Genomic DNA, 24,705 nt, shown 5'->3' with positions numbered 1-24,705 from the left:
TTGCGGATCCGTTTGAATTGTGTGGGAGTTCTCAATTCCGCAAAAAATCAAAAATTGAAATGCATAGCCTCTTTGGCTCGCGACTCTCTTTCCCAGAGGGAACTCTCGCGCCGCGCAGCGGCGAATTGCCCTCGCCCTGTAAACGCCAAGAAGAGCCACCTCTGTGATTGGAGCACAAAATGAAATCCCACGGAAGCGTCGTGTTCCCTCAATTCACTCAGGCCACGCTCCCCCACGCGTAAACGGCAGGAACCTCCTTCCAACATCTTTGCTTTCGCCAAGGGTGCCTCCTCGATGGCTCAACGTCACCAGTGTTTCGCCGCGCTGCTCAGCTCGGCCGCAGTCCTTCTTTTCGCTTCATGTGGGCCCAGCAGCGATGACGAGGGTTCGGTCCAATTCGTCGCGACGGTCAGCCAGGAACTGACCTCAGCGGACATCGCCAGCGTACGGGTGACTGTGTCCGGCGCGGGGATGAACTCCCAGGTGACCAACCTCACCTCGTCCAAAGGCCAATGGAGCGCCATCGTGGGTGGCATTCCAGCGGGAACCAACCGTACCTTCCTCGCCGAGGCGCTCGATAGCGTCGGCACTGTGCGCTACACAGGCCAGGCCACCGGCATCGCCATTTCCGTGGGGCAAACGGCGGCGGTCCATATGCTGTTGCAGCAGGCCGCGCCCTCCACGCCTTTCACCAACACTGCGCCCATCATCAATTGGTTGAGCGCGAGCCGCTACCAACTGGAGCCAGGCTCACCGTTGAATCTGGCTGCGGCCGCCACAGACCCCAACCCCGGCAATACACTCACCTTCAAGTGGACCGCGAACGGCGGAACCTTTTCCTCTTCTACCTCACTGACCACCACTTGGACTGCTCCGGCAACGGAAGACTCTTACACCCTGAACCTGACCGTCACCGATAACCACTCGGCCTCGAACACCACGAGCTTCGTTGTGCGTGTCACGCAGGCTGCCGCCCTCGGTGGAGCCAATATCAAGGTGGCCTTCAACACGTGGCCTGAAGTGAAGGGAGTCAATGCCTCGCCTGCTCGGCTGGAAGCAGGTACAGCATCTCGGCTTTCATCTACCGTCACGGACAATGATGCGGATGCGCTCACTTATGCATGGACAACCAATTGCCAGGGAACTTTCTCCGACGCCCAAATCCCCAATCCCATCTTCAACCTGACTTCGGAGAATGGCACCAACTGCACGCTGACCCTGACCGTTTCCGATGGGCGAGGAGGCTCTGGCGTGGGCTCGCTGACCATCCAGACGTACGTCGATACCGTCAACTTCCGCCCCCAGATTGACGCCTTCTATCAGTCCACGGGTCAAGCGGCAGGCGGAGAGAGCCTCTTCTTCTCCGTGAACGCGCACGATCCGGATGGGACCGCCCTGACCTACACCTGGACTTCCACGACGGGCACTCTTTCCGGCCAGGCCAACGGCGCCGATACCTCGTCCATCACATGGACGTCCCCGGAGTGCTTCGCCCAAGCCACCATCACCGTCACGGTCGCGTCACAGGGACTGTCCGTTGCGCAGACATTCCAGGTCGAAGCGGTCTCGCCCTGCACGTCTCCCACCTTCCAGGTCACGGCCCTCTCCGCCAGCTGCACACCCGTATTGGAGCACACGGCCATCACGGGAGACGACCGCGGGGGAATCGCCGTCACGGGAAGCCATGTGTTCATCAACAACGACGAAGGGCTTGGCCGCTTCAACATCAGCGATTTTGCCGGCGGCACGAACCTGAATCCCGTCCATGACAGCCTTTTCTCGAACCTGAGCAACGGTGCGCTGTGGGTCCTGTGGGACAACGTGAATCAAAGGGAGGCCGTTTCCGGTCCCTCCCAAGCGACCCATCTGCGGCGGCTGAATGACAGTGGGGCTTACACAGGGCAGCTAGTCCCCCTGTCCACGCCGATCTCCCTCAGCAGCCAGGCCGCTTTCTTCGCGGGCTGGGACAGACTGATCTTCCACAATGGAACCACCTTCTATTCCGTGAACCTTCAGACCGGGAAGGTCATCAACCTAGGGAACCGGACCATCCCCAATGCCTACCGATGCGAGAACAACTCGCTCTGGGGCGTGGCGGAATACGTCGACGGCGAACACTTCATTCTTTACGTGTCCAACTCGACCACGATCCGGCGCATGCGCTTGGCAGACGGCGTGACCACGGCGGCCTTCGCATTCACCAATCTCGGGGACATGTGTTCGATCACCGTCTCGCCTGCCACCGGACGCTGGTATTGGCATAATGAGTATTCAAGCCAATGGTACACCGGCTCCGGCAGCATCGAGATCGTCGGCCAGTGCCCGGCCACCATCGTCCACCCGTAATCCATACTTGCAGTACAGGCCGGGAAGACGTGGTGCCCCACCGTCTGGGGGCGCCGCGCCCGGCGACTTTTTCCCAGAAGAGGCGGACCCATGAAAAGAAATCTCACGTTGTTGACTTTCGCCCTGAGCATGTTTTCGGCAAGTGGTTGCAATGCTCCCGGCCCCGACGCGGCTCCCGACGAAAAGGGCGCACTGAAGACCCAAAGCTTCTCAGTGATCACGAATTGTCCCTACACGACTCCCACGATCGACCGCGAAGCCGAACTCGTCATCCGGCATGTGAAGGTCGTCGATGACATCTGCCGGACCCAGTTCAATGGAACCGGGTGCGCCTCCCCTACTTCCAGGGGAAAGTGGTCCTTCGGCTACCTCATGTCCGAGATGGCGGGAGACAATAACCCGTCACAGTTCGTCCTGAAGTGGCTCAACTCTTTCGAGACCAAGACCCGGGTCAACAACTTCGACTTGCTGGCACGCGGCGGATTGAACTCATCCAACCTGCCTGTCGGCATCACAGAGAAGATCGTCCGGCCCTGGCGAAGAGCCAGCGGCTGTGCGGAGACGGGAACTCCCACCGACTGTGCCCTCGACTTCTCGAAGGCCCCCTTCCGGCTTCTGGCCATCGTCAACCGCATCGACCTGGCGGGACCGTCGGACTTCTACAACCCCAACAGCGCCAGTCCGGGCGAGGCCCGGTTCGTCTTCGGGATGCTCGATCAGAATGGCAACAAGCTGGATGCCACGGTCATCCTTGAGTACAAGTTGACCCCGGTCCATACCACCTTCACCTGGGCCCAGAAATGGCATGATCTTGCCGCCAGTGGCCCCGTGGGCTCCGCCGCCTACAATGCGGCACTGGAGCAGATCACCAACAAGATCACCGCCCGGGGCGCATTTCCGGGCGCGCGCAACGGCAGCGCCATCGGCCAGGTTCGCACCGATGAGATCGCCTTTGATCCCAACGTCCTCGCCTCCAAGCGGGTGTGGGAACTCCGTGAGCAGCGTCTCCTCGACTGCAGCGCGGGCAACCTGCGGTGTTGGTTGACCCCTGACACCGTCAAGCAGACGCCCGATCACACCAAGAACAAATCCGCAGCCCTGGACAGCTTCTTCGTCAACAACGCATCCGCCATCGCCTCCGAGACGCATGTGGTCCCCAGCACCCTGCTGACGGGTGCGGCCCGCTCCAAGGGCCCTGCTAACGAAGCAATCGTCTGGCAACTGATGAACGAAAACCTTTACGCCCCCGAGATGGGCTTCAGCGGTCCCATCACGAGCATCATGCGGTACAACTTCGCCTTGTCGACCTGCACGGGCTGCCACTACGTGGAGACCAATACGTCCAATCTGCACATCAGCAATCGCAACATGGGCGAGATGTCCCAGTTCTCCAACTTCCTAGCGGTCTCCATCGAGCCGAGCACATCCAACCCGCACCTCCCCGCCCACACGCAGATCTTCTTCGATGCCCTCTCCAACGAGGAACGGCTCCTCAATGAGCCCTGGCGGCGGGCCTGCGAGATGAAGCGACTGCTTCACCTCGACCCCAATCCCGTCTCGAAGACCAGCGGCGCCCACTGAGCACGTCTGTTCTCCTGAGCGCCCCTCACGTCGGGGGCGCTCAGCGGCGGGTGCCCGGCGGCCTTCCTGGCCAGGCCCGGTCTCAAGACCGCCGCCAGACCTTGAGAGCACCTAACAAAAGTAAGGACTGGAGCACTCTCCCGAGGGGACGGACTCCTCAAATCTGACTTTTGTTAGGCGCTCTGAATTCGAAGTGGGTCTGCGGCTCCCGCCACACCAACTCCCAGCGGGCCTCGTCCCAGGTGGGGAAGAAGGCATCTCCCGTGTAATCCCCTTGGAGGGTCGAGAGGTACCTCGCGTCCACCCAATCCCGCTCCAGGGCCTGTGGGTAGATAGATGTGCCCCCGGCGATGAAGACCGTCCGCCCCGTTCCTTCCGCCCGCGCGAGCGCTTCTTCGAGGCTTGGCACCACCTGTGCCCCCTTCACCGCGCCCGACCGCGAGACGACGAAGTTCCGCGTGGCCGTGAGGTCTCCTCGGGCACGTGCCAGGGCATTCCCTCGCCCTGGCCAATCACTCCGTTCGCTCCCATTGCCGCGATGATGATTCGTGCCACGGAGAGTCTCCTCAGTCGCTGCTAAAAGCATCTGGCTGCCTTGCGCATTCAAAGGAGTCCGCGATGCACCACCTTGCCCTCGTGGCGTTCGATGTTCCCAGCATGGAGCGGTTCTACCGGGAGTACTTCGGCTTCCGGCCGGGACATGGCCCGGGATTCTTGTTGGATGAGCGCGGCTTCCTCCTGTCGGTCGAGCCGGTCAGCGCGCCCCCCGAGATTCCCTCGTGGCTGCACCATGGCTTCCACCTTGCCTCGCGCGACGCGCTCGTGGCGCTTCACGAGCGGATGCGGTCCCAAGGAGTGCCCATCGTCGATCCCCCCAAGGACCAGGGGCGCACCGCGGTGTTCTTCTGCCGCGACCCCGGGGGCTACCTCGTCGAGGTCCGTGCCCCCCTCGCACCCTAGGCGGAAGCCCCTCCCCTCCTGGGTCTCAGGAGAGGAGGCGGGTGGCCCTTCGGGCTCAGGCGCCCGCTACGGCTTGCCGAGGAGCTCGACCTCGGCGAGCGTGATGCCCGCCGGGCCCGTCAGCGCGAGGCGGTAGTAGGTGTAGGTGCCCGGCGTGGAGACCCGGAAGGGGCGCGTCTGCGAGCGCCAGCGGAAGGTCTGCTCGCTGCGCGTGTCGAGCAGCGTGTAGGTCACCCCGTCGTTCGAGCCGCTCAGGGTCCAGCCCGTGGGGTCTGTCCCCGTGGTCCCCGACGTCAGCGTGTAGAAGGTGACCTTCTGTCCTCCCGATGCGAACGGGTACTGCAGCACGGGATCCGCTCCGGTGAAGCTCACACTCGTGGCCGAGGTGTTGTCGAAGAGCGCGGTCACGTTCGTGCCGTCGCTCGACGTGGCCTGGGTGCCCACCGCGAAGTCCCGCAGCGGGCTCGGGATGTTGTCATCGGTGGTGAGCGACGGCGGCGCGTTCTCGGCCCCGGTGCCCCAGGAGGAGGGCGAAGGGCCCATCTCGAAGACGAGCGAGGCGCCCTCGGCCAGCAGCGCGTGAGGGATGGAGGTCTTCGTGTACGGCTGCCCGTTGAGCTTCAGCCCTTGCACGTAGATGTTCTTCGGGCCGTTGTTGACCGTGTCGATCTGGATGCGCTTGCCGTTCTCCAGGTGGACGACCGCCTGCGTGAAGACCGGTGAGCCGATGACGTAGTCCGCGCTGCCCACCTGGAGCGGGAAGAAGCCGAGCGAGCTGAAGATCTGCCACGCCGACGTCGCCCCGTTGTCCTCGTCACCCACGTAGCCCTGGCCGATGTTGCTGCCCACCCAGAGCCGCGCGAGCGCATCGCGGACCTTCTCCTGCGTCTTCCACGGCTGCCCGGCGTGGAGGTACATGTACGGGATGTGGAACGAGGGCTGATTGCTCAGGCCGAGCTGGCCCATGCGCACATCCCGTGCCTCGCGCATCTCGTGGATGATGCCACCGTAGCCGCCGGGGAACTCCGCGGTCTCCGGCGTGGCGAAGAACTGGTCCAGCTTCGCGGCGAGATTCATCCGCCCCCCGTACAGGTTGGCGAGCCCCAGGCCGTCGTACGGCGCGTCGAAGGCCATGTTCCAGCCGTTGGTCTCGGTGTAGTCGCCGCCCCAGCGCCGCGGATCATACTGATGCGGCGGCGTGACGAACGCGCCCGCCGCCGTCTTGCCCTGGAAGAACTGGATCGACGGATCGAAGAGGTTCACGTAGTGCTGCGAGCGCTCGCGGAAGTACTCCGCGCTCTCGGCGAACTCCTGGTGGCGCGGGTGGCTCACGTCCTCCGCGAGGGCGCTGGCCATGTTCGCGATGCCGAAGTCGTTCAGGTAGCCGGCCATCGCCCACGACAGGCCGGCGCCCGTCGTGACCGGGGTGTAGCCGAGGAAGATGGACGACTCGAGCCCCTTGCGTCCCACGCCGCCGCCCGTGGGCCGGACCGTCGCGTTCCGCAGGGCCGCGTCGAAGGCCGCCTCCGCGTCGAAGTTCCGCACGCCCTTCACGTAGACGTCGGCGAAGGAGACGTCCGAGCTCGTGCCCGTCATGAGGTCCGCGTAGCCCGGCGAGGACCAGCGGGCCACCCAGCCGCCTTCCTTGTATTGCTGCACGAAGCCGTCGGCCATCTCGCCCGCCTTCGCCGGGGAGAACAGCGCGTAGGCCGGCCAGGTCACCCGGTAGGTGTCCCAGAAGCCGTTGTTCACGTAGATCTTCCCGCTGACGAGCTTCGCGCCCGTCTGGGTGGGCGTGCTCGGGCCCACCACGGGGGCCACGGGGCTGGCGTGCATGTAGACGGGCGAGGCTTCCGTGCCGGTGTTCTCGAAGCCGGAGTTTGGATACAGGAACAGCCGGTACAGGTTGGAGTAGAGCGTGACGAGCGCGTCCTCGCTGGCGCCACGCACCTCGATGATGCCGAGCTTCTGGTCCCAGAGCGCCTGCGCGCGCGCCTTCACGCTGGCGAAGGTGTCGTCGTTCGAGATCTCCAGCGCGAGGTTCTTCTTGGCCTGGTCGAGGCTGATGAGCGAGGTGGCGATCCGCATGGTCACGGTGCGGTCGTTCGAAGGCACGGTGAAGCGGAAGTAGCCGGTCACGTTCGCGCCGCCGCCGCCCGGGAGCATCCCGCTGGCGGCTACCGGCCGGTCGAACGTGGCGTAGATGAAGAGCCGCGAGGAGCCCACCGACAGCCCACTGCCCACGTCGGAGTAGCCCGACAGGGTGCGCGCGGAGGCGTCGAGGGAGAGCCCTCCCTGGTTGGTCACGTTGTCGAAGATGAGGCTGGCGTCGTCGCCGGGGAACGTGAAGCGGAACATCGCCGCGTGGTCCGTGGGCGTGAGCTCGGCCCGGATGCCATTGTTGAACTTCACCCCGTAGTAGTGGGGCTGGGCGATCTCGTTCGCGTGCTGGAAGGGCAGGGCGCGCGCCGCGCGGCCCGCGTCCGGCGTCCCCTCCGCCGCCGACGGCATGACGTGGAAGCTCTGGCGGTCTCCCATCCACGGGCTCGGCTGGTGGCTCAGCGCCAGCGCCTGGAGCAGCGGGTGGTTGTTCGCGTCATTGCGGCGGTGGTACTCGTACAGCCAGCTCGTCGTGCCCGCGTTCGTCACCGGGGTCCAGAAGTTGAACCCGTGCGGCACGGCCGTCGCGGGGAAGTTGTTTCCCCGCGAGAAGGTGCCACTCGAGTACGTGCCACGCAGGGTCGTCACGTAATCCGACAGGTGTGACGGCTTCGGGCTCGGGCGCGCTTCCTGGATGCGCACATCGTCGATCCATCCCCCGAAGGCCTTCACCGGACCTTGCGGATTGTCGTAGCCCACCAGGATGCGCTTGATGCGCTTGCCGGCGGCGACCTCGCCGATGCGGGAGACCTTGTAGTTCCAATCGTTGGAATAGAGCGTGCGCGAGGCGCCCTGCCCCGCCGGGCTCAGAATCGCATGGTGCTGATCGACGGCGTTCAGCTCGCTCAGGTAGGTGCCATCGTCGAAGGCGAGATCCACCGCCGCATAGGTCCCCGGGTAATGGGGGTTGTTCGTCGCCTCGTCCGCGAAGAGCAGATACGACAGCTCCGTCAAGGGCGTGACCCGCACGTCGACGTCGAAGATCTTGTTGTAGGAGTAGCCCCGGCCGTTGCCCGGTATCGAGCCCGCGAAGCGCAGCGCGCGCTTGCCCGTGAAGCCTGCCCCGAGCTTGGCGTTCCACGACGCCCCCGGGCCGTTGCCGGTGAAGCTCTTCATGTCCGTCAAGGGCCGCGGCGTGTTGTCGCCATTGGAGAGCTGAAGCTCGGCAATCTGCAGGATGTTGCCGCTCTGGTTGGCGGTGACGTTGAGCCGGTAATAGGTGTAGGCCGTGGTGTTGGTGAACTCGTAGGTGAGGGTCTCGAAGCGCGAGGCGAACGACACGCCGCTGCGGGTGTCGATCACCGTCCAGCTCACCCCGTCCTGCGAGCCCTCCAGGGTCCAGGCAGAGGGGTCACGCTCGGGCGCATCATTGGCCGAGGAGACGGCGTAGCGCTTCACGGCGATGGGCTCCCGGAGTTTGACTTGCACCCATCCCTGCGCCGTGAACACCAGCCACTTGGAGGTCAGCTCCCCGTCCGCGATGCGGACCGCCGTCTCGTCGGGGGGGTTCTCGCCGCTGGCCGTCACCTCGGTCACCTGATCCATGATGTTGCCGCGGATCTGCGTGTCCGCCTCCCCGGAGACCCCCGAGGACTTCTTCTGCCCATTCGCGCCGGTCTCGACCGTGGAGGTCCACGTGGGCTGGGGATCCTCGTCCTCGAACGACGAGTAGAAGTCCGTGGGCACCGGCAGGGAGCCGCCGTCATCAGGGCCCGCGTCCGTGCCCCCGTCCGTCCCGGTCCCTCCGTCTGTTTCTGTCCCTCCGTCCGTCCCGGTCCCTCCGTCCGTCCCGGTCCCCGCGTCGGGATTCGTCCCCCCATCGGGATTCGTCCCCCCGTCGTTGACGGTGCCCGAGTCGGGATCTTCCCCCGGGCCGGGCTCGGGCTCGGACGAAGAGCCACAACCGATGGCCATCACGGCCACAGCGATTGCGAGCAAACGAGGAAAGCACTGTGTGCGATTGAGCATTCAGGAACCCTGACGGGAATGTGGCCGTGCCGCGCAGCCAATGAGCGGCGCCCATCCTGCCCCACCTGCCCGCTCGGCATCGCTCCTATTTGACACTTCCCTTCCCTCGCCCGGTTAGGCTCGGGAAGGAAGGAGCCTCCATGTCCAGAAGGCCGCAGTTGAATCCTGGCGCGTTGCCGCCGGGAACCTCCGTGGGCCCCTGGCAAGTGGTGCGCTGGCACGCACGGGGTGGCAACGGCACCGTGTACCGCGCCGTGAAGCAAGGTCATGAGGGCGCGGGGCCCGTGGCCCTCAAACTGGCCCTCTATCCCGAGGACAGGCGATTCGGCAGGGAGGCCGGGCTCCTCTCGCGCCTTCAGCATCCGCGCGTGCCACGGTTGCTGGAGTCCGGACAGTGGCGGCACCCGTCCGGTGCCTCCTACCCCTACCTGGTGATGGAGTGGGTGGAGGGCGAGCCCCTGTACGCATGGGGCCAGGGGTCCTCGCCGTCTTCGCGTCAGGTCATGCGGGTGCTGGCACAGTTGGCGCGAGCGCTGGAGGCCACGCATGCGGCCGGAGGGGTCCACCGCGACGTCAAGGGTGACAACGTTTTGGTGCAGCCCCGCACGGGGCGGGCGTACCTCATGGACTTTGGCTCGGGCATCTGGACGGGGGCCTCACGGCTCACCGAGGAAACACTGCCCCCTGGCACGCGTCCCTACCGCTCGCCCGAGGCCCTGCGCTTCCACACGGCACGGTATGAGGCCACCCTCTTGGATGATGTGTATGCCCTGGGAGTGACCGCGTACCGGTGGGTGACCGGGGTGTACCCTGAGCGCCCCGTCCTGGCCCAGGTGCTCAATCCGAGGGTGGCGCCTTCCCTGGCCACGCTCATCGAGCGGATGTTGGCGGCGGTTCCCGAAGCCCGGGGCCGCGCGAGCGCTCTGGCCGAGGCCCTGGACGAGGCTGTCCGGAGGGCAGGACCCGAGGCGGATGTCCCCTTGTTCATCTCGAAGGCCGTCCCGAAAGCGCCCATCGTGTCCGTCCAGGGACGGGCTCGCATGGGGCCGTTCTGGAAGGTGGCTCCCGTCACGGGCCTGGTGCTCGCGGGCATGGGGTGGCTGCTGCTCCTGCTCCCTCCCATGCGCGGAGGCGCCGGGGAACCGGTGGACACCGAGGCGGCAGTAGGACTCGCCCCTGCCGCCAGCACGGAACCGGTGGGCTCCCAGGATGTTCCTTCAGCCTGGGAGGCGATTACCCTCGACATGCCCCAGCAGCCCCTTCCAGGGCAGCTCAGGCCCAATGCCTCGGGAAAATGCCCCGGCAGAAACCACACACCCCTCCGTGGAGGTTGCTGGCGAGCACTCAAAGGGGGTGCGGAGAACTGCGGCGAGGACGAGTACGTACACAAGGGCGAATGCTACGCGCCCGTCTTCTCACGGGCACGTCCGTCCACCTCGGAGAGCCCACAGGATGCGGGCTCACCTTGACATGGGTCACGGCGAAGGCCCGGGGACAACGGCGAGATGGCCCGTAGCGGTGCATCGCTGCCCAGGGCGATGAACGGAGCCCAAGCATGGGGATGAGGATGCGTTGCCCGCAGCGCCTGCATGGCCTCCCGCAGCGCGGAGGCCCGGCCCTTCCCCTCCAAGAGATAGCGGTAGTACAGGTCCATGAGCAGGTATGTGGAGTTGTCATTGACCTTCCAGAGGCTGACCAGGACGGTCTCCGCGCCAGCGGAGCTCAGGGCACGGCGCAGGCCGTAGACGCCCTGGCCGAGGTGGAGCTCGCCACGGCCCGTGTCGCAGGCAGACAAGACAACGAGCTGAGTTCCCCAGAGGTTCAGCCCCGCCAGCTCCAGCGCCGTGACCCAAGAGGCGTCGAGAGAAGACGGCGTGCCCGGGACGGTGGCGGAAACATCTGCCAGGACAAGGCCGGAATTGAGCAGAGGCTGCTGCAGAGGAGACGGGGCGGCGCCCAGGGAATCGACGAAGGCCAGGCCTCGGGACATGGGTGCGTCGGTGGAGTCGCCAAGGAAGAAGCCATGGGTGGCCAGGTGGAGAATGCCCGGGGTGGGGAGGTTGAGCAGCCGCTGCTTGGAGGCCTCCGCGCCCAGGAAGAGCTGGGCTTGAGGCAGCAGGCGTTGAATGCCTTGGGCCTCCAGGCGTGTGCCCGGCAGGGGAACCCAGGCACCTCTGAGCAGGTCCGGAGGCGGGAAGGAGAAGGAGCGCTCCAGCGTGCCGGAGGACGGCGACGGGGAGGAGGACGGCAAGCCGGAAGGCATCACCGAAGCGGAGGCGGTGAAGTCAGGATCCGCGAGGACGACGACGGAGGAAGCGAGGGGGATGTCCTGGGGACGCGGCAACAGCTCACGGCCGGAGGTGCGGTAGGAGAAGTCGAAGGAGTCCAGGAGAAAGTCCTGGCCGTCGTGAAGGGCGGCGAAGGGGACGAGGTTCAGCTGGCTGTCTGGGGACAGAAAGAGCCGCCGGGCCGAGCCCATCAGCGGACGCAAGGGAAGGAAGGCGAGCCGGTAGAGTTGCTCCGCGGTGGATTGGACGGAGGCTTCCTTGTTGGCCAGGGCATCGCGAAGGCGGGAGACGGCCTGGTCAATGGGCTCGGAAGGGCCGAGGTCCACGGCTTGAGTCGAGGCATCGGGGAAAAGAATCAGCGCCAGGTAGCGCCCTTGACCGGCTCGCTTGGCGCTCTGTACCGCGGGTGTGGGAACGAGGGGGCGGTCGGTATAGGCGATGAATTCGACGAGGGCCGAGCCCTTGGGAAGGGAGGCGGCGACGCTTTGGACAATGCCGCCGAGGGAAGGAAGCGAGGAGAGCGCGCGAAGGGGAGCCGAGCGTTTGGCCAGGTCTGCCTCCAGTGAATCGCCCTCCAGGGTCAGGGATTGAAGGCGCTGTTGGTTCTCCCCCGGGGAGAGGGTTCCCGAGTCCGAGAAGGAGAGCGCGGCCAGTTGGGTGCGCAAGCTCCGGAGGCGCTCGAAGGAGCTGCGGTCTTCGGGATCCAGGCTGCGGTTGATCGTCCGGGAGATGTGGGCCGTCTCCGAGACGGAGCGGCCCTTGAGAAGCAGCGCGGCCCCCAGGGCCAGTTGCTGAATGCGGGCGTCCTTGGGGTGCAAGCGCAGCAGGGCATAGAGCCCTTGTTCGTCCTTGCGCAGACGCGAGAGGAAGGAGGAAAGGCGAGACTCGGAGAAGTCGAGGGCCTCGTGGCGCAGGCGCCGCTCGGAGATGGAGAAGGAGCGGGACAAGAGGGGAAGCGCCTCCTCAAGACGATGCTGGGCCAGACGCAGTTCACCCATCGCGCTGAGGGATTCCGCAACGAGGGGGTGATTGCCGCCGAGGCCCGCTTCCCAGAGCGCGAGCGAACGCTGGTAGAGGGGCTCCGCCCGGCCATACTCCCCCCGGGCAAAGTAGAGATTGGCGAGGTTGAACAGAGGGAAAGCCACGTCGGGATGAGTCTTGCCGAGGGACGCCTCTCGAATGGCGAGCGAGCGCCGGTAGAGCGGCTCGGCCCGGTCATACATCCCCTGCTCAAAGTAGAGCGCGGCGAGGTTGTGCAGAGAAACGGCGACAAAGGGATGGGCCTTGCCGAAGGACGCCTCGCGAATGGCGAGCGAGCGCCGGTAGAGCGGCTCGGCCCGGCCATACATCCCCTGCTCAAAGTAGAGCGCGGCGAGGTTGTGCAGCGGGACAGCAACGTCGGCATGGGTCTTGCCGAGCAACGCCTCCATCGTGGCCAGCGCTTGCACGAAGAGGGGCTCGGCCCGGTCATACATCCCTTGGACAGAGTAGAGCGCGGCGCGGTTGTTGAGAGAGGCGGCGACATCGGGATGAATTTTGCCGAGAGAGGCCTCGCGGATGGCCTGGGCCCGCAGGAAGAGAGGCTCGGCCCGGCCGTACAATCCCTGAGCGTAGTAGAGCGTGGCGAAGCTGTTGAGCGCGGCGGCCAGGAGAGAATCGTTGTTTTCGAGGGAACTCTCGTAAATGGCCACAGCCCGTAGGAACAGGGGCTCGGCCCGGTCATACTCCCCCCGGTCCTTGTAGAGGGTGGCGAGGTTGGAAAGAGCGATGGCGACCTGAGGATGGGCCTTGCCGAAGGAATCCTCCTGGATGGCCAGAGCCCGCTGGCTGCAGCGCTCGGCATGGGCCAGCTCGCCGATCATCCGGTAAAGGCGCCCTAACAGAAGCAGGCATTGGGCGACGTCTGGATGATGGCCACCCAACACGGTCTCTCTGAGAGAGAGCGCATGCTCAGCCTGTGCGAGGGCCTCCGGATATTTGCCCGCCTCTTTGAGCTTTGTTGCCTCGTCAAAGTGCGACTGAGCCTCTGTCAGCCGTGCATCCGGTGTCTCTTCGCTGGCCCATGCCTCGGCCGCACAACAAAGAAAGAGTACCAGCATCCAGTTCCAAGCCTGACGCATCTCATTCCCCCTCAGGAATTGCGTGGTGGCTGGATGATGCCTCCTCCCGGCAGGCTTAGCTCCTGGCCAACAGCCACACCACGCCGAAGCCCGCCGCGCAGGCGCCCAGGAACAGCCCTGTAGCCGCCAGCGCCAGCCGCTTGGGCGGGGAAGCATCGAGTTCCAGCGTATCCGGCACCCCGTCCCCCGCGTCCCTGCCCTCGATGGCGCGCACCAGCAGCAGCTTGCGCGCCTCTACCCGCCCGCCCCCCGGCTCCTCCTCCACGTCCACGCCGAAGCTGAGCCGCGCCTCGCGCGTCGCCCGTCGGCCCTGCGGCAACGTCTTCGGCGAGGCCCCCACGTGCGAGGGCTCCTCTCCGGGCACGTAGTCCTCGGGCACTTCCAGGCCGCTGTGCTCGAAGGCCATCGCCGTGGGCGGCGCCTGCCGCCGGATCCCCTGGCCCAGGTGCTTGCAACGCTGGCGCCAGTGGACCCTACGCGCGCGAGCTGGGCCCGGCCGAGCCCCAGCACGGGATGACGGAGCAGCAGGCCCGGGAGAGGAAGGAGCGCGTGGCGCTCCAGATGCTTCGGGAGGGTTACCCGGCAGTAGCCATTGAGGAGCACTTCGGCCAGGGCGGCCTGAACCTGACGCAGCTGGAGAGGAGGCACGGGATTGACTTGCGCGCTCGGGCCCACGGCCTGCCGGAAGGGTTGCCAGTCTTGTGACGACTACTGTCTTTGGCTAAGGAGTAGCCGCTTGTAGCGCGTCAGGACCAAGGGGGCCCGAATGCAGAGCAATCAAGGATGGCAGCGGAAGATGTTGGGCGTATGGCTTGGGCTTTGGCTGGCCGTTGGCTGTGGGCAGGCCACGGTTGAGGCGGAAGAGCAGGCATTGCGTTCTTCGCCTCTCTGGGGCGCTCAGGCGAGAGCCCGCTTCGCCGTAGGGAGTAACCATTCCTTGGCGGTGCGTCCAGACGGCACCGTGTGGGCCTGGGGGGACAACTTGTTCGGCCAGTTGGGGGATAGCTCCTACGGCAACCGCACGGTGCCTGTGGCAGTGCCAAGCCTGAGCGGGGTGGTGGCCGTGGCGGCGGGCGAGTACCACTCGCTGGCGGTGCGCTCGGACGGTACCGTGTGGGCATGGGGGGACAACTTTTTCGGCCAGTTGGGGGATGGCTCCACGAGTGAGCGCGCGGTGCCCGTTGCGGTGCCAGGCCTGAGCGGGGTGGTGGCAGTGGCGGCGGGCAACTACCACTCGCTGGCGTTGCGCTCGGACGGCACGGTGTGGACTTGGGGGTACAACTCCTATGGCCAGTTAGGGGATGGCACCACGAGCCTACGCGCGGTGCCCGTGGCGGTGCAGGGCCTGAGCGGGGTGGTAGCCGTGGCTGCGGGCAACTCTCACTCACTGGCGGTGCGCTCGGACGGCACCCTGTGGGCCTGGGGGGACAACTACAGCGGGCAGGTGGGGGATGGCTCCTACGGCAACCACCTGGTGCCTGTGACGGTGCCAGGCCTGAGCGGGGTGGTGGCTGTGGCGGCGGGCGACTACCACTCGCTGGCGGTGCGCTCGGACGGCACCGTATGGGCTTGGGGGTCCAACTCTTACGGCCAGTTGGGGGATGGCACCACGAGCCGACGCTCGGTGCCTGTGGCAGTGCCAGGCCTGAGCGGGGTGGTGGCCGTGGCGGCGGGCCACGGCCACTCGCTGGCGGTGCGCTCGGACGGCACCGTGTGGGCTTGGGGGGACAACTACTCCGGCCAGTTGGGGGATGGCACCACGAGCCGACGCTCGGTGCACGTGGCGGTGCAAGGCCTGAGCGGGGTGGTGACCGTGGCGGCGGGCCACGACCACTCGCTGGCGGTGCGCTCGGACGGCACCGTGTGGGCCTGGGGGTTCAACGGAAACGGCCAGTTGGGGAATGGCTCCACGAGTACCCGAGTGGTGCCTGTGGCGGTGCCAGGCCTGAGCGAGGTGGTAGCCGTAGCGGCGGGCCACGGCCACTCGCTGGCGGTGCGCTCGGACGGCACCGTGTGGGTCTGGGGGGACAACTACTCCGGCCAGTTGGGGGATGGCACCACGAGCCGACGCTCGGTGCCCGTGGCGGTGCAAGGCCTGAGCGGGGTGGTGGCCGTGGCAGCGGGCGACTACCACTCGCTGGCGGTGCGCTCGGACGGCACCGTGTGGGCCTGGGGGTTCAACGGAAACGGCCAGTTAGGGAATGGCTCCACGAGTACCCGAGTGGTGCCTGTGGCGGTGCTAGGCCTGAGCGGGGTGGTGGCCGTAGCGGCGGGCCACGGCCACTCGCTGGCGGTGCGCTCGGACGGCACCGTGTGGGCTTGGGGGGACAACGGAAACGGCCAGTTAGGGGATGGCACCACGAGCCGACGCGCGGTGCCCGTGGCAGTGCCAAGCCTGAGCGGGGTGGTGGCTGTGGCGGCGGGCTCCTCCCACTCGCTGGCGGTGCGCTCGGACGGCACCCTGTGGGCCTGGGGGGCCAACTCCTCCGGCCAGTTGGGGGATGGCACCACGAGTACCCGGGTGGTGCCCATGGCGGTGCCAGGCCTGAGCGGGATGGTGGCCGTGGCAGCGAGCGACTACCACTCGCTGGCGGTGCGCTCGGACGGCACCCTGTGGGCCTGGGGGGGCAACGCCTACGGCCAGTTGGGGGATGGCACCACGAACCACCGCGCGGTGCCCGTAGCGGTGCAAGGATTGAGCGGAATGGTGGCCGTAGCGGCGGGCGGCTCCCACTCGCTGATGGTGCGTTCGGACGGCACCCTGTGGGGTTGGGGGTCCAACGCCAACGGCCAGATTGGCGATGGCGGACCTACCGACTACGCATACACTCCCGTTCTCTCCTCATATTGAAGATGAGTTCGCAGGTGGCCTCACAACGCCTCCAAGCGCTTGAGAGGCCCCTGCGGGGTGGGAGGAGGAAATGAGTGCTTACGGCTGTACTCTGCGCCGGAAGCGACCGTGTAGCGACGCGGCCCGGAAGACCGAGCTAAACCCCTGAAATCTCGTGGGAGAAGTCAGGGGCTCAAAGGAGGGGGTTTTGGCGCAGTCAGGGGGCGGAGGCGGCCAAGAGGTGCGTCCCGCCCCCTTCGACGCCCTGAGAGGCAGTGAGCGCTGCCACATGGCGCTGTAGTGCCTCTTCTCCCACCCGTGCCTTGGCCGCGGCTGCTGAGACGGCAAGGCCCCGTCCCACATGCTGTGCGCCAGGCTCAAGAGGCGGCGAAGGAGGACGAATTCTGCGATGCCAACCTCACGGGCCGCCGCGCGAATCGACTTCCCTTCCATGACTGCGCGCTCACCTATTCCCAGCTTGAGAAGGTCTGTTGGGGAGCGTCCGATGGGCTTGCCGCTCTTGGTGCCCATGCAGCGGGCGAGGGTCAACCCCGCGTTGGTGCGTTCAATCCGAAGGCGCCACTCCTCTTGGGCCATCTAGCCCGCCAAGGCCGTCAGAATCTCGCCCATGGTGCCTCCCGTATCGACCCACGGCTCACGAATGCTGACGACAACAAGCCAGCGCGGGCGAGGGGTAGGACTCGCCACTGCGGCCAGTACGGAACCGGTGGGCGCCCAGGATGGTCCTTCAGGCTGGGAGGCGATTACCCCTCGACATGCCCCAGCAGCCCCTTCCAGGACAGCTCAGGCCCAACGCCTCGGGAAAATGTCCTGGCAGAAGCCACACTCCTATCCGTGGAGGATGCTGGCGGGCACTCGAAGGTGTCGCAGAGAACTGCGGCGAGGACGAGTATGTCCATGCAGGAAAGTGTTACGCGCCCGTCTTCTCACGGGCACGGCCGTCCACCTCGGAAAGCCCGCAGGATGCAGGTGCAGGCCCTTATTGAATGCCCATTGGAGCCGCCCCCTCCGTCTCACACAGCAGCTGATTACCTCCTGCCTACGCCCCTGAAAAACCTTTGCGCCTATGGCTTAGGGCGAGCCTTGGACAAGTACCACATATCGAATTTCACCGATTCCTTGGCCAAATAGTTGGCCCCGTTGGCCAGCGCAGCTCCTGGGGCTTTGACTGCTGCTACCGGGTCTCTGAGCACCGAGCCGACAGCCTCGACCCCTAGCACTACGACGCCCACGGCGGAGTTGAGCCCCACGCCAACAGCCGGCGCGAAAGCCTGGTCATATTTGCCATTGGCGACGCTCTGGATGGCATCCTGGAAGAAGGTTCCTGCTTCCCGGAAGTGGGCGGTGGACTGGGACATAGTGCCCGCCTTCACCTGCGCGATGTTGTCCATGACGGTGTCAAATGAACAGGCTGAGATACCAACATTTATGGCCTTCAGCATGTTGTCCACGCCGCCCGCGAGCACACTGTAAATGCTGGGTTTATTCTCGGCCTGCTTGAGGATCTGCGTGCGCAGATTGTCCGTCTGAAAGGAGTCAGCCAGGTGGCAGTTGGCCGGGCTAGGAGTGGCAGGAGGGGCGGTCTGCGGAGCGGCAACCCCCTGCACCCCTGCTGGTGACGGCTTGGGGCCTTGAGAAGAAAAGGGGCGGTTGAAATTGGAATTGGCGGGAGAGGAGACAGGGGCCATGGCGTAAATCCCAGCAGAAAGGCTTTTCAATTTGAGTATCGCAAAGGCTTTTCAAAAAGTTTCGAGGGACTTCTACGCTCAGCCGCAAGGAGAGCAGCCATCCAGACAGGATGACAGTCATTGTGCCTACGAGGCCAAGCCGCGTGCTCAGCCCTGGGACAGCAGCCACACCACGCCGAAGCCCGCCGCGCAGGCGCCCAGGAACAGCCCCGTGGCCACCAGCGCCAGCCGCTTAGGCGGCGGCGAGGCATCGAGTTCCAGCGTGTCCGGCACCCCGTCTCCTGCCTCCTCGCCCTCGATGGCGCGCACCAGCGGCAGCTTGCGCGCCTCCACCAGCCCGCCCCCCGGCTCTTCCTCCACGTCCACCCCGAAGCTGAGCCGCGCCTCGCGCGTCGCCCGCCGGCCCTGCGGCAGCGTCTTCGGCGAGGCCCCCACGTGTGAGGGCTCCTCCCCCGGCACGTAGTCCTCGGGGGCTTCCAGGCCGCTGTGCTCGAAGGCCATGGCCGTGGGCGGCGCCAGCATCGCCGGCATGGCCTGCTCGGTGAGCGCGCGCGAGGGGTCCTGCCCCAGCAGCTCCGCCAGCACCGCGTCCTCGGCCCCCTTCTCCCCGGCGAACGCCTCGCGCATCAGCCGCGCCACGTCCGCGTCTCCCACCCCGGGCGCCAGCTTCGCCTTGAGCCGTCCCAGCTCCGCCCCGAACGCCGCCGCGTCCGGGAAGCGCTGCCCCGGCTCCACCGCCAGCGCCTTCAGCAGCATGGCGTCCACCGCCGGCGGCACCTCCACCCGGTGGCGGCTCGCGGGCTCCCACTTCGGGTAGGCCGCCCGCCGCCAGCGCTCCAGCGGGTCGCCCCGCTGCGGCAGCGGGTGCCACGCGAACAGCTCCCACAGCACCACCGCCGCCGCGTACACGTCCGCCCGCCGGTCCACGAACTTCTTCCGCGCCTGCTCCGGGGACATGTACGTCAGGTTGCCAATCACCACCCGGGGCGCCGTCTGCTGCTCCTTCAACGTCGACTGCGAGGCCCCGAAGTCGATGACCTTCAGCTCCCCGTCGTAGGACAGGCAGATGTTCGCCGGGGACAAATCCCGGTGCACCAGGTGCAGCGGCTGCCCCTGGCCATCCTTGGCGTCGTGCGCGTACGCCAGCGCCTCGCACAGCCGCTGGCCCAGGTGCAGGAGGACGCCCAGGGACAGCGCCTGCCCGTGCTGGCGCACCCGGTGCGCCAGGCGGCTGAGCGTCTTGCCCTGCACGTACTCCATCGCCAGGTAGAACTGCCCCTCCACCTCGCCCATCGCGTACACCCGCGCGATGTTCGGGTGCTTCAGGTGCACCACCACCCGCGCCTCGTCCTTGAAGCGGCCGAGGAACTGCTTGTTCTCCACCAGCTTCGGCAGGACTTTCTTCACCACGCACGCCCGGCGCGGCGACTCCTCCCGCGCCAGGTACACCTCCCCCATGCCCCCCGCGCCGATGCGCCGCGCCAGGGTGTAGGGACCGAAGCGAGTGAGCCCCGGGGGGGCCTCCTGCTCGTGAGGGCTAGGCAAGCGAGCGGAGGGCCTTTCGCGCCGCGCCGAGGATGTGCGCCACCTCCGCCTCGCCGATGGCCAGCGAGATGAACGCCGCCTCGAACTGGCTCGGCGGCAGGTACACGCCCTCGTTCAGCATGGCGTGGAAGAAGCGGCCGAAGCGCGCCGTGTCCGCCTTCTTCGCGCTCGTGTAGTCGTACACCGGCGTGTCGCAGAAGAAGAGCGTCAGCATGCTGCCCACCCGGTTGAGCGTCACCGGCACGCCCGCCGCCTGCGCCTCCGCCTTCAGCCCCTGCTCCAGCATCGCGCCCAGCTGCTCCAGCCGCGCGTAGGTGCCCGGCGCCGCCAGCGCCTTCAGGCACGCCAGGCCCGCCGCCACCGCCACCGGGTTTCCCGACAGCGTGCCCGACTGGTACACCGGCCCCTCGGGCGCAATCTTGGACATGATGTCGCGCCGGCCGCCGTAGGCCCCCAGCGGCATGCCGCCGCCCACCACCTTCGCGAACGTGCTCAGGTCCGGCTTCAGCCCGAACAGCTCCTGCGCCCCGCCGCGCGCCAGCCGGAAGCCCGTCATCACCTCGTCCAGCACGAAGAGCACCCCGTGCTTGCGGCACAGCTCTTGGAGCCCCTGCAGGTAGCCCGGCTTGGGCACCAGCACGCCCATGTTGCCCACCACCGGCTCGATGATGGCGCAGGCAATGTCCTTGCCCTTCTCCGCGAAGAGCCGCTCCACCGCCTCCAGGTCATTAAAAGGAGCCGTCAGCGTGAGCTTCGCCAGCGCCGCCGGCACGCCCGGCGAGTCCGGCAGCCCCAGCGTCTCCACGCCGCTGCCCGCCTTCACCAGGAACGGGTCGCCCGCCCCGTGGAAGCAGCCCTCGAACTTGAGGATGAAGTCCCGGCCGGTGAAGCCGCGCGCCAGCCGGATGGCCGCCACCGTGGCCTCGGTGCCGCTGGAGACCAGCCGCACCTTCTCCACGCTCGGCACCGTGGCGCACAGGAGCTCCGCCAGCTCCACCTCGCCCGGCGCGGGCGCCCCGTAGGTGGTGCCCCGGCGCGCCGCCTCGATGATGGCTTCCACGATGGGCGGGTAGGCATGCCCGAGGATGAGCGGGCCCCAGCTTCCCACCAGGTCCACGTAGCGGTTGCCGTCCACGTCCGTCATCCACGCGCCCGTGGCCTCGCGGAAGAAGACGGGGTCGCCGCCCACGCCCCGGAAGGCACGCACCGGCGAGTTGACGCCCCCGGGGATGCGCTCCTGGGCGCGGGCGAAGAGGGCCTTGCTGTGGGAGTGGTTCATGCCGCGCTCCATACCACGCGGGGCCCCCCCACAGCAGCCTGCTCGTGCCCGGCCTCCCCCGCTGTCTGTCCTCCAACGGAACGGCCGCTGGCATTGGGGCCTCGGCCCGCCCAGACTGCGCGGCCATGATCCGCACCACGCAGCGCCGGACGTTGACCCTCGAAGCCCCGGAGGCGCCTGGGCGCGCCCTCCACGTCTCCGCCGCCAGCGGGCTCGTGGCCGTGGGGCCCTGGCTCTACGTCATCGCCGACGACTCGCTGCACCTGGCCGTCTTCCCCCGGCAGGGCGAGGCGCCGGGCCGCACGGTGCGCCTCTTCCCCGGCGAGCTGCCCCAGGAGCCGAAGGCCCGCAAGGCCGCCAAGCCGGACCTGGAGGCCCTCTGTGCCCTGCCGCCCTTCCCGGCCTGTCCGCACGGCGCGCTGCTCGCGGTGCCCTCGGGCTCCACGGCAGGGCGGAACCAGGGCGCCCTGCTGCCGCTCACGCCCGAGGGCACCCTCTCAGGCGTGGTGCATCCGCTGGACTTCACCGGGCTGTACACGCACCTGGCCCGGCACGTGGGGCCGCTCAACGTCGAGGGGGCCGCCGTGGCCGGGGGAATCCTGCGGCTGCTCCAGCGCGGCAACGGGGATGCGGGCGTGGATGCGCTGCTGGACCTGGACCAGGAGCGGGTCCTGCGCGCGCTGGAGGCGGGCCAGGCGCCCGGCGGGGAGGTGCTCCGGGCGGTGCGGCGCTGGGAGCTGGGCCGCTCGGGCCCGGTGCGCCTGTCCTTCACGGATGCCGCCCCGCTGCCGGATGGGCGCATGGTATTCACCGCCGCCGCCGAGGACTCGCGCGATGCCTACGCCGATGGCCAGGTGACGGGCTCGGCCGTGGGCGTCCTCGCCCCGGACGGCACGCCGCTGTTCCTCGACGCGGTGGACGCGAAGGTGAAGCTGGAGGGGGTCAGCGCCCACGTGGAGGCAGGCCGCATCCACCTGCTGCTGGTGGCGGACGCGGATGCGCCGGAGGTGGCCTCGCCCCTGCTGGAGGCCGTGCTGGAGGCCGTGCCGGGCTGAGGCCCGTCAGTCCCCGTGGTCGCGCGAGGCCTCTTCGGCGGTGCCGCCCACGGCCTCCACCGAGGTGCGCGGGGCCCGGGCCGGGGGCCGCTGCGGGGGGCCATGGCCGAAGGCCGCGGCGCGCTCGCCAATGCTGCCGGGCGTGGTGTCGGCGATGCGGCGGCGCGCCCGGAAGATGTAGTCCTGCACCAGCGACGGGTCCGGGTGGGACTTGAGCGCCTCCACCCACAGCTCGATGGCCTTCTCGTTCTCGCCCGCCTCGGCGCGCAGCCGGCCCATCTCCACCGTGGCGTGCGCGGCCAGCTCCGAGTCCGGGAAGCGCGCGCGCAGGTCCGCGTACGCCTTCGAGGCCTCCTGGCGCCGGCCCTCCATCATGTGAATGGCCTGGGCCCGGAGGAACAGGGCATCGTCCACGTAGGCGCTGGTGGAGAAGCGCTCGGCGAGCCGGCTCGCCTCCAGCTCACTCTGGGCGTAGTCCCCCAGCTCGAAGTAGAGCTTGGCCACCTGGTAGTGCAGCTCGGCGCTCTGCGGCGGGTTGCGCTGGAGCGCGGCGGTGAGCTGGTCGATGGCGCCGCGCAAGTCCCGGTAGTGCACCCGCAGCAGCTCCGCGAGGATGATGCGCGCCTCCAGCGCCTCGGGCGACTCGGGGCACTGCGCGAGCAGCTCCTTGTAGACGCTGACCGCCTCCTTCACCTTGCGCTGCTCCAGCCAGTACACGTCCGCGGCGCCCTTGAGCGCCCGGGCCCGGAGCACCATCGACTGGGGCGTGTCGTCCCGGCGCAGCAGGTCCACCGCCTTGCGGTACTCCACGAGCGCCTCGTCCGGCCGCTTCTCGAAGACGGCATCCCGCGCGCGCTGGAGGTGGTCCGCGGGCGTCTCGCGGCACCCCGCGAGCGTGGCCAGCAGCGCACAGGCGAGGACGAGCCGCTTCACCCGCACGGCTCCGGGATGACCTCGGTGCAGACGGTGTCCGAGCAGGTGACGCACTTCTGCTCGGAGGAGACGTCGGTGACACAGACGGAGACGCCCGAAGAGCGGGGGCAATCCTCGGCGGTGGTACACCGGTAGCCCCGGCCATCCGCGGAGGAGACCTGCTCCCGCCGCGAGCCACACACCTCGAGATCATTGCAGCCCAGCAGGCCCGCCGCGGTGATGGCGGTGAGCCCCAGGCGCCCTAGGAGTCGCACGCACCCGTTCTAACCGCATTCGGGGGCGCCGTCACGGAACCGCCCCCCGGAAGGGCCCCCTGTTCTCCCGCCAGGCGGCCGTTAGTTGGGGCCGCCCTGGGCCACCTTGCCCGAGGTGAGCACCGCGGTGTCCACCGAGGCCACGCTGCGGCGCTGCTTCAGCATCCGCACCTTCTCCTCCTGCTTCTGCTGGTGGGCGAGGATGGCCGTGGTGTGCACGTCCGCGTGCTGGCAGTGCACCGCGGACACCTGCTTGTGGCGCCGGCCCAGCTCCGTCCACAGCTGCACCTGGGCCTGGTTTCCCAGCAGGCGCTCCTCGGCGGCATCCAGGGCCTCATCCATCTTCTGGCCCTCGGCCTCCAGGGCCGCCAGCCGGGCCTCGGCGTCCGGAGGCGGTGAGAAGCACCCTGCCGCCCCAGAAAGCGCCCAGGCCGCCATCCCGAGACTGATCGCCCGCTTCCCAACCATCACACCCACCTCGTCGTAAGAGCTGCCTGCTCGGACGCTCAAAGTAGGGAGCCCCGCCGGGGGCCACAACCCGGCCTCGCACCGGGATGGAAAGTTTTTCAAAGAGCTGACGTTTGAAGGTGGGTGGATGTCCGATGGGCCCCCTCAGGGGGCCGGGCGGTGGCGGAGAATGAACTCGCACACCTCGCGGGCCGCCCCGAAGCCCGCGGCCTTCTGGGCGACATAGTGCACCTGGGCCCGCACCTCGTCCGGGGCCTCGGGCGGCGCGGCGGAGAAGCCCACCGCCTTGAGCAGCGGCAGGTCCACCACCTCATCCCCCATGTAGCCACACCGGTCGGCGGACACCTTCAACAACTCCAGCAACCGCTCGAAGTGCGCCACCTTGTCCTGGCTGCCGAAGTGCACGTGCCGCAGGCCCAGCGACTGCATCCGCATCTGGGCCGAGAGGCTGTCGCCCCCGGAGATGGCCGCCACCTCAATGCCCGCCTCCTGCAGCCGCTTGATGCCCATGCCGTCGCGCACGCTGTACATCTGCGTCCAGCCGGAGTTGGGCACCCAGAAGATGCGCCCGTCCGTGAGCGTCCCGTCGATGTCGAAGATCATCACCGACAGGTGCCGCACCCGGGCCTTGAGCGATTCGAGGTCCTGGTTCATGGCCGCGGGGCTACTTCGGCACGGCCTTGAGCGTGGCCTTGCCGTCCTTGATGACGACCTTGAACTCCACGTTCTTGGCGTTGTGCTGCTTGAGCAGGTCCGGCACCTGCTTGCGCAGGTTGGCGGCCACCGACTCGTAGCTCATCTTCGAGGTGTCCTCCTGGTTGCGCTTCTTCGCCGTGACGTAGGCGTCGTAGACGGCCCGGAGCTTGTCGTCCGAGAGCCCCGCGCCGCCTCCTGGCGCGGCGGCGGGCCGGGACGCCGGCGTGGCGGGGCCCGCGGGCCTGCCGGCCGCGGGCACACCCGGCCGGGCCGCGGGGGCCTGAGGCCGGGCCGCGGGGGCCGCCGTCAGCGGCTCATCCGTGAGCCCCTCGAGCGCGGCGGCGATGCCTCCTCCGCCCGTGGCCGGGGCCCCGAACCCCGGCCCCCCCCCCCCCGGCCCCGGGGGCCGCCCGCGCGGGGCCCCCCCGGGGCCCCCCCCCCCCCCCCCCCGGGGGGGGCGCGGGGGGCCGCCGCGGCCGCCGGGGCCGGCCCCCCCCCGGGGGCGCGGCCCCC

At 67.8% G+C, this 24,705-nt stretch carries 18 protein-coding genes; 6 read left to right on the top strand and 12 right to left on the bottom strand.

The window, feature by feature from the left end; genetic code table 11:
* Positions 1–294: 294 nt before the first annotated feature.
* Together KY661_RS33925 and KY661_RS33920 are read left to right on the top strand one after the other, a co-directional pair.
* Positions 295–2,346 carry a PKD domain-containing protein gene (locus tag KY661_RS33925; RefSeq protein ID WP_225414130.1) on the top strand — a complete coding sequence of 684 codons (2,052 nt, stop codon included), beginning with the start codon at positions 295–297 and terminating at the stop codon, positions 2,344–2,346.
* A gap of 90 nt (positions 2,347–2,436) precedes the next feature.
* A complete protein-coding gene (locus KY661_RS33920) occupies positions 2,437–3,927 on the top strand; it encodes a hypothetical protein (protein ID WP_225414129.1) in 1,491 nt (496 codons plus the stop codon).
* A 157-nt stretch (positions 3,928–4,084) separates the two neighbouring features.
* Here KY661_RS33920 and KY661_RS33915 read toward each other — a convergent pair whose 3' ends face one another.
* A complete protein-coding gene (locus KY661_RS33915) occupies positions 4,085–4,513 on the bottom strand; it encodes a dihydrofolate reductase (RefSeq protein WP_398577287.1) in 429 nt (142 codons plus the stop codon).
* Positions 4,514–4,545: 32 nt separating this feature from the next.
* Here KY661_RS33915 and KY661_RS33910 point away from each other — a divergent pair, with 32 nt between their 5' ends.
* Positions 4,546–4,887: a VOC family protein gene (locus KY661_RS33910; protein WP_225414128.1), complete on the top strand. Its 342-nt coding sequence runs from the start codon at positions 4,546–4,548 to the stop codon at positions 4,885–4,887.
* A gap of 66 nt (positions 4,888–4,953) precedes the next feature.
* Here KY661_RS33910 and KY661_RS33905 read toward each other — a convergent pair whose 3' ends face one another.
* Entirely contained in the window at positions 4,954–8,985 is a 4,032-nt protein-coding gene (locus tag KY661_RS33905) for a GH92 family glycosyl hydrolase (protein WP_225414127.1), read from the bottom strand.
* A 170-nt stretch (positions 8,986–9,155) separates the two neighbouring features.
* On the opposite strand from KY661_RS33905, the gene KY661_RS33900 reads away from it, so the two are divergent.
* Positions 9,156–10,484, top strand: coding sequence for a serine/threonine-protein kinase (locus KY661_RS33900; RefSeq protein ID WP_225414126.1), 1,329 nt, complete (start codon positions 9,156–9,158; stop codon positions 10,482–10,484).
* Here KY661_RS33900 and KY661_RS33895 read toward each other — a convergent pair.
* Both KY661_RS33895 and KY661_RS33890 read right to left on the bottom strand, forming a co-directional pair.
* Positions 10,415–13,423 (bottom strand): CHAT domain-containing tetratricopeptide repeat protein, encoded by a 3,009-nt coding sequence (locus tag KY661_RS33895; RefSeq protein ID WP_225414125.1) that lies wholly within the window; start codon positions 13,421–13,423, stop codon positions 10,415–10,417. The two genes, KY661_RS33900 and KY661_RS33895, sit on opposite strands and share 70 nt — an antisense overlap.
* Positions 13,424–13,478: 55 nt before the next feature.
* Positions 13,479–13,829, bottom strand: coding sequence for a hypothetical protein (locus KY661_RS33890; RefSeq protein ID WP_225414124.1), 351 nt, complete (start codon positions 13,827–13,829; stop codon positions 13,479–13,481).
* A 360-nt stretch (positions 13,830–14,189) separates the two neighbouring features.
* On the opposite strand from KY661_RS33890, the gene KY661_RS33885 reads away from it, so the two are divergent.
* Positions 14,190–16,274 carry an RCC1 domain-containing protein gene (locus KY661_RS33885; RefSeq protein ID WP_225414123.1) on the top strand — a complete coding sequence of 695 codons (2,085 nt, stop codon included), beginning with the start codon at positions 14,190–14,192 and terminating at the stop codon, positions 16,272–16,274.
* 1,064 nt (positions 16,275–17,338) lie between these two features.
* On the opposite strand, the gene KY661_RS33880 is transcribed toward KY661_RS33885, so the two are convergent.
* From KY661_RS33880 to hemL, 3 genes are all read right to left on the bottom strand, one after another.
* On the bottom strand, positions 17,339–17,962 hold the full coding sequence (locus KY661_RS33880) for a hypothetical protein (RefSeq protein WP_225414122.1): 624 nt from the start codon (positions 17,960–17,962) through the stop codon (positions 17,339–17,341).
* A 147-nt stretch (positions 17,963–18,109) separates the two neighbouring features.
* Entirely contained in the window at positions 18,110–19,507 is a 1,398-nt protein-coding gene (locus KY661_RS33875) for a serine/threonine protein kinase (RefSeq protein ID WP_225414121.1), read from the bottom strand.
* Complete coding sequence (gene hemL, locus KY661_RS33870) at positions 19,500–20,786, bottom strand: glutamate-1-semialdehyde 2,1-aminomutase (protein WP_225414120.1); 1,287 nt, start codon at positions 20,784–20,786, stop codon at positions 19,500–19,502. The genes KY661_RS33875 and hemL overlap by 8 nt, the downstream gene beginning before the upstream one ends.
* Positions 20,787–20,911: 125 nt before the next feature.
* On the opposite strand from hemL, the gene KY661_RS33865 reads away from it, so the two are divergent.
* Positions 20,912–21,841, top strand: coding sequence for a DUF6929 family protein (locus KY661_RS33865; protein ID WP_225414119.1), 930 nt, complete (start codon positions 20,912–20,914; stop codon positions 21,839–21,841).
* 6 nt (positions 21,842–21,847) lie between these two features.
* Here the strand turns inward: KY661_RS33865 and KY661_RS33860 are convergent, their stop codons facing one another.
* The 5 genes from KY661_RS33860 to KY661_RS33840 all read right to left on the bottom strand — a co-directional run.
* Positions 21,848–22,774 carry a tetratricopeptide repeat protein gene (locus tag KY661_RS33860; protein WP_225414118.1) on the bottom strand — a complete coding sequence of 309 codons (927 nt, stop codon included), beginning with the start codon at positions 22,772–22,774 and terminating at the stop codon, positions 21,848–21,850.
* Complete coding sequence (locus tag KY661_RS33855; protein WP_225414117.1) at positions 22,771–23,028, bottom strand: hypothetical protein; 258 nt, start codon at positions 23,026–23,028, stop codon at positions 22,771–22,773. The genes KY661_RS33860 and KY661_RS33855 overlap by 4 nt, the downstream gene beginning before the upstream one ends.
* Positions 23,029–23,109: 81 nt before the next feature.
* Positions 23,110–23,496 carry a hypothetical protein gene (locus KY661_RS33850; RefSeq protein WP_225414116.1) on the bottom strand — a complete coding sequence of 129 codons (387 nt, stop codon included), beginning with the start codon at positions 23,494–23,496 and terminating at the stop codon, positions 23,110–23,112.
* 144 nt (positions 23,497–23,640) lie between these two features.
* The gene (locus KY661_RS33845; protein ID WP_225414115.1) at positions 23,641–24,150 is read right to left on the bottom strand and encodes a KdsC family phosphatase; all 510 of its coding nucleotides are present in this window, start codon (positions 24,148–24,150) and stop codon (positions 23,641–23,643) included.
* A 10-nt stretch (positions 24,151–24,160) separates the two neighbouring features.
* On the bottom strand, positions 24,161–24,705 hold a 545-nt coding region (locus tag KY661_RS33840), incomplete at its 5' end, for an MXAN_5187 C-terminal domain-containing protein (RefSeq protein ID WP_317987323.1).

This window comes from Allostigmatella hybrida (assembly GCF_020103775.1).
GTDB lineage: Bacteria > Myxococcota > Myxococcia > Myxococcales > Myxococcaceae > Hyalangium > Hyalangium aurantiaca.
The sequence above is the reverse complement of the archived record's forward strand: the minus strand, read 5'-3'. Positions and strand labels throughout refer to the sequence as shown.